Here is a 5,054-nt window from a genome sequence, read left to right as displayed (position 1 = left end):
CCGCGCCGAATGAGCGTCCAGACCGCGTTCTGGACGCGAAATGATGGCAGCGCCGCTTTTGAAATTGAATAATTTCAAAAGCAAAATGCTCTAAAATAGTTGAGAATGCGCAGGATAGTGCTAACACGCCCTAGAGCGGTTTGCTGTTGAAAACGGCAAACCGCTCTGGCAAAACCATCTAACCGCAGAGCGCAGGGCCGCTGACGGAGTCGCCATGTTTCTCTCCCGATTGCTGGCTTTTCTCAAACGCCCCACAAAAGCGGCTCCGTGCCCGACCGCGTCCGACTCCCGCGACGCGGAACATTTTTTCGCCCTGCGCCATCATTCCTTCAAGCTTTTTCTCACGGCCTGGAATAAATTCCAGGAAACCATGACCGAGCTTGAATATACGCTGTGCTGCGATCACCCCTTCGGGCTGTACCGCGTGCGGGCGCTCTGCACCAGCGTGTCCACCCAGGTTTTTCAATGCATTCAGCAATTGGAACGTCTTGATGCAGGCCCCTGCGCCGCGCTCTATGCCCGCTTCGCGGAGCTGCAAAACATCGTGGCCGCTGAAGTCTATGAACCGGAGTCCTGTTTGCTGGGTCCTTTGGTCCTGCCCCTGGGCCACCCGGATCTGGCCGCCGCGGCCGAGGCCGGGCTGGTGGATAAGGCCACGATCCGGCTGGATGCCCTTGGGCATCGTTATCCTGAAGTGATTCCGCCGGGTTTTGTGGTCACGGCCGCAGGCTGCCAGCGGCTGTTTCTGGCTGACGACGTGCAGAGCGAGATCCACCGCCGGGTACAGGCCGCCGGGGGCTTTGGGACAAATCATCTGGACAGGCTTTCGGAAAGCCTGGGTTCGCTGGTGGAAAGCACGCCGCTGCCGCCGGAACTGGCTGAAGCCGTGCTGGCGGCCGTAAGGGAACTGCGGGCGCGCTGCAAGGGCCCCGTGCGACTGGTGCTGCGCGGCCGCCTCTGGCCCCTGCATGAAGAAAAGGATGCAGATCACGGCCTGCTGCTCTGGGGCCCTTCCGTGGCATTGGCTGCGCCGGATGCGGATATTCTTCATGCCCTGCACGTCACCCTGGCCCGCAAGGAGCGGGCCCAGGCCCTTGTGTACCGGCGCGCCCGCGGGCTTGCGGAGGCCGACGCCGGGCTCTGCGTGACCTGCCTGGCCGTGGCGGAAGGCAGCCGCGGCGGGCTGGCGCACACCGGCAGCCCTCTCCGGCCGCAGGACGCGCATGTCTCTGTGTACGGCTGCGAGGGTCTGCCTCAGGAAATGGAATATTCCGAGCTGCCTGTGGATCTGCTGCGCGTCTCCAAGGCGGAACCGCATGAAGTGAGCGGGCGGGAGCCGCACGATCCGCGGCATCCGGTGCTCAATGACGCCACTGCCCTGAAGGTGGCCGCGCTGGGCCTGGCGCTGGAGAAAAGTGAAGGCAGACCGCTCTCTCTGACCTGGGTGCAATCGCCCGCAGGGGAGGTGCGGCTGCTGCTGGCGCGCCCCCTGATCCGTGCGGACGGGATCGGGGAATCGTATGATCCGGCGCGGCCCGCGGCAAATCCGGATGAGCTCCCCGCGCCCTTGCTGGAAGGCGGCGTGGCGGCAAATCCGGGCAGGGTGTGCGGCCCGGCGTTGGTCGCCGCGGATTGGGATGATGTGCGCCGTTTTCCCCAGGGCGGCATCCTGGTGGTTGCCCATGACAGCTATGTCTGGGCTTCGCTCATTGATCGGATCGCGGGTCTGGTTGCCGAGCAGGGCCTGTTGGGCTCGCGGCTGGGCTCCCTGGCCCGGGAGTTCGGCAAACCGGCCGTGTTCGGCATGGCCGGGGCCATGCGGCGGTTGCAAAGCGGGCAGAGGATCACGCTCTGCGCGGACAGCGCCGGACAGTGCCGGCTGTACCCCGGGCAGGCCGATGCGCTTCTGGCCGGGCTGGCGCCGCCGCGTGATTTCATGCCGGGCAGCCCTGTTTTCCGCATATTGCAGCACGCGGCCACGCATATTCTGCCCCTGACCATTGATGCGGACAGCGCGGATTTCACGGCGGCCAATTGCGCCACATATCACGACATTGCCCGCTTTTGCCATGAAAAGGCGGTCAGCGCCATGTTCGCCCTGGGCGCGGAGAAGCAGTTCGCGCCCATGCGCGTCAAGCAGTTGCGCGACGCGGTGCTCAAGCAGTTCTGGGTCGTGAACCTCAGCGACGGCTTTGCGGTTCATCCCCCGGGTCCGGTCATTGACATTGAGCAGATAACCTCATGTCCCATGCGGGCCCTCTGGCGCGGCATGAACGCCTACCCCTGGCAGGGGCCGCCGCCGCTGGACGGCAAGGGCTTCCTGGCCGTGCTCTTTGAGGCCACGGCCAACCCGCATCTGGACCCGGCGGCTCAGACAAGCTACTTTTCCGAAAAGAATTATTTTATGATTTCACGCGAGTATTGCAGCCTGCACTCGCGTTTCGGCTTTCATTTCGTTTCCGTGGAGGCGCGCCTGGGCGAGCGCCGCAAGGAAAATTATCTGCTTTTCCGGTTGCGCGGGGGCGCTGCGGACATTGAGCGGCGTATTTTGCGCGTCCGGCTGGTGGCGGATCTGCTCTGGGAATTCGGCTTTGAGCCGGTGGTGCGCAACGATGCGGTCAGCGCGCGGCTGGAAGGCATGAATGCGGAAGACGGGGCGCATTTGCTGGCCGTGGCCGGCTATATGACCATCCACACCCGGCAACTGGACATGATCATGCAGGATGCGGCCCAGGTGGCGGCCCGGCGCGAGCAGATGCTCGCCCATTGCCGCGCTTTGTTTACCGGCCGGGATTTGCCCGCCGACGCGCAGGAGGCAAAAACATGCTCTTGACCTCGCCCACGCCTCACCGCGGCTACAAGCGCATTTACCGCCGCCTGCTGTTGACGCTGCTTTTGCTCGCCTTGACGCCCCTGGCGGCGCTGGGCCTTTTTTGCCTGGATCGGATCAATATCATTTACGACGAAAAAATCAGCGCCGGCATTGAAGCCGTGACCAGCAGCAAGCATCGCGCCCTGGATACCTTTATTGTGGAACGGGTCGGGCAGATCAAAACCCTGGCCTTCACCCATCCCTATGCGGAACTCAGCGATCCGGCGCGCCTGAGCGAGATCTTCAGCGTCATGCAGAACAACAGCCGTTCTTTTGTGGATCTGGGGATCATCGGCATGGACGGCCGCCATGTCTCCTATGTGGGCCCGTTCGACCTCCATGAGGCCGATTACACGGATACGCCCTGGTTCCGGGAGGTGCTGCGCAAAGGCGTGTATGTCAGCGACGTGTTCATGGGCTACCGGCATGTGCCGCACATCATCATTGCCGTGCTGCGCCATGAGGGCGGCCGCAGTTACATCATGCGCGCCACCATTGACATGGAGGCCATTGACGCCCTGCTGCGGCGCGTCTATTCCGGCCGGCGCAGCGACGCTTTTCTGGTCAGCGAACAGGGCGTGCTGCAAACGGATTCGCGCTATTACGGCAAAATCATGGACAAGCTGCAAATGCCCCTGCCCAATCTCTCCCGCAGCAGCATGGTCACTGAATCCCTGAGCGCGCCTCACGGCAAGGAATTGCTGGCGGCCATGATGCGCCTGGAATCCGTGCCCTGGGTGCTGGTGGTGGTGGATGACGTGCGCGAGAGTCTGGAGCCCTTGCGGCAACTCAAGATGCTGATTCTGCTGTTTGTGGTTCTGGGCGGAGCGCTGGTCAGCGCGGGCGCCGTGCTGTGCACGCGCCACCTGGTTTCCACGCTGGCGGATTTTGATCAAAAGCAGGCCCATATCGACGCGCGCATGCTGCAATCCAGCAAAATGGCGGCCCTGGGCAAAATGGCCGCGGGCGTGGCGCATGAGGTCAACAATCCTCTGATGCTGATTCAGGAAAATGCGGGCTGGATTCGCGATCTGCTCGACGACGAGAGCCCGGAGCGCATGAAGAACTATCAGGAAATCCTGGAGAGCACCGCGAAGATCGAGCAGCATGTGGCCCGGGCCAAAGGCATCACCCAACGCATGCTGGGCTTCGGGCGGCGCATGAACCCAAGTCATATGGAAATTCTGCTCAGCGCCCTGGCGGATCAGGCCGTGGAAATGCTCAAAACCGAAGCCGCGAACCGCAACATAGCGATCAGTAAAGAGTATGATCCGCAGTTGCCCGTGATCTTGTCCGATCCGGCCCAACTGGAGCAGGTGTTCATTAATATCATTGATAATGCCATCGACGCGGTGGGCAAGGACGGCAAGCTGACCATCCGGACCGAAGCCTGCGGCGCGGGCGCGCGCATTACCTTCACGGACAGCGGGCCGGGCATGGATGAGGAAACCCTGAAACGGATTTTCGATCCCTTTTTCACCACCAAGAAAGTGGGCGAGGGCACGGGCCTTGGCCTGGCCATCTGCTATACCATTCTGGAAAAACTGGGCGGTCGCATTGAGGTGAGCAGCCGACCGGGAGAAGGCAGCAGCTTTTGCATCACCTTGCCGCATGAGGCGGCGCCAGGCCCGGCGGAAGAATCCGTCCAGGCCTGAAGCAGCGTGCTTTGCGCGCCGACGCGCCGCCTTGCGGCAGGCGGCCTGGCGGCACAAACAGCGCACAAACGGCTTTTCATCACCCTTTGCCCAGGAGCAGGTATGCGTGTGCTTATTGTGGACGACGAAGTGGAATTTCTGCAACTCATGGAGAAACGCCTCTCCCGGCGCGGCATGGCGGTGAGCACCGCGCCCGACGGGCAAACCGCGCTGGCGCTGCTTGAGGCGGCGCAGGCTCCGGACGAAGAGATGTTCCGGGTGGTGGTCATGGACGTGCGCATGCCCGGCATGGACGGTCTGGAAACCTTGCGCCGCATGAAGCAAAAGGCCCCTGCCCTGCCGGTCATCCTGCTCACCGGGCATGCCTGCATGGGCGTGGCCGTGCAGGGCATGGATCTGGGCGCGTATGACTATATGCTCAAGCCTGTGGGCATCAGCGAGCTGATCATCAAAATGGAAGAAGCCGTGGGTTCCGCCGGGTAGAGCGTTTTGCTGAGGGCTGATCCTAGAGCAGATTACCTTTGACG

At 62.6% G+C, this 5,054-nt stretch carries 3 protein-coding genes; all 3 read left to right on the top strand.

Annotated elements, in window-relative coordinates; all coding sequences use genetic code 11:
* The first annotated feature begins 214 nt into the window (after positions 1-214).
* The 3 genes from G7Y52_RS13255 to G7Y52_RS13245 all read left to right on the top strand — a co-directional run bounded on the left by G7Y52_RS13255 (position 215) and on the right by G7Y52_RS13245 (position 5,010).
* The gene (locus G7Y52_RS13255) at positions 215-2,833 is read left to right on the top strand and encodes a PEP/pyruvate-binding domain-containing protein (protein WP_165072532.1); all 2,619 of its coding nucleotides are present in this window, start codon (positions 215-217) and stop codon (positions 2,831-2,833) included.
* Complete coding sequence (locus tag G7Y52_RS13250) at positions 2,824-4,527, top strand: PAS domain-containing sensor histidine kinase (RefSeq protein ID WP_165072534.1); 1,704 nt, start codon at positions 2,824-2,826, stop codon at positions 4,525-4,527. Before G7Y52_RS13255 ends, G7Y52_RS13250 begins: the two co-directional genes overlap by 10 nt.
* 102 nt (positions 4,528-4,629) lie before the next feature.
* A complete protein-coding gene (locus G7Y52_RS13245) occupies positions 4,630-5,010 on the top strand; it encodes a response regulator (RefSeq protein WP_165072536.1) in 381 nt (126 codons plus the stop codon).
* The last annotated feature ends 44 nt before the right edge of the window (positions 5,011-5,054 follow it).

This window comes from Desulfovibrio sp. ZJ200 (assembly GCF_011039095.1).
GTDB lineage: Bacteria > Desulfobacterota > Desulfovibrionia > Desulfovibrionales > Desulfovibrionaceae > Desulfovibrio.
The sequence above is the reverse complement of the archived record's forward strand: the minus strand, read 5'-3'. Positions and strand labels throughout refer to the sequence as shown.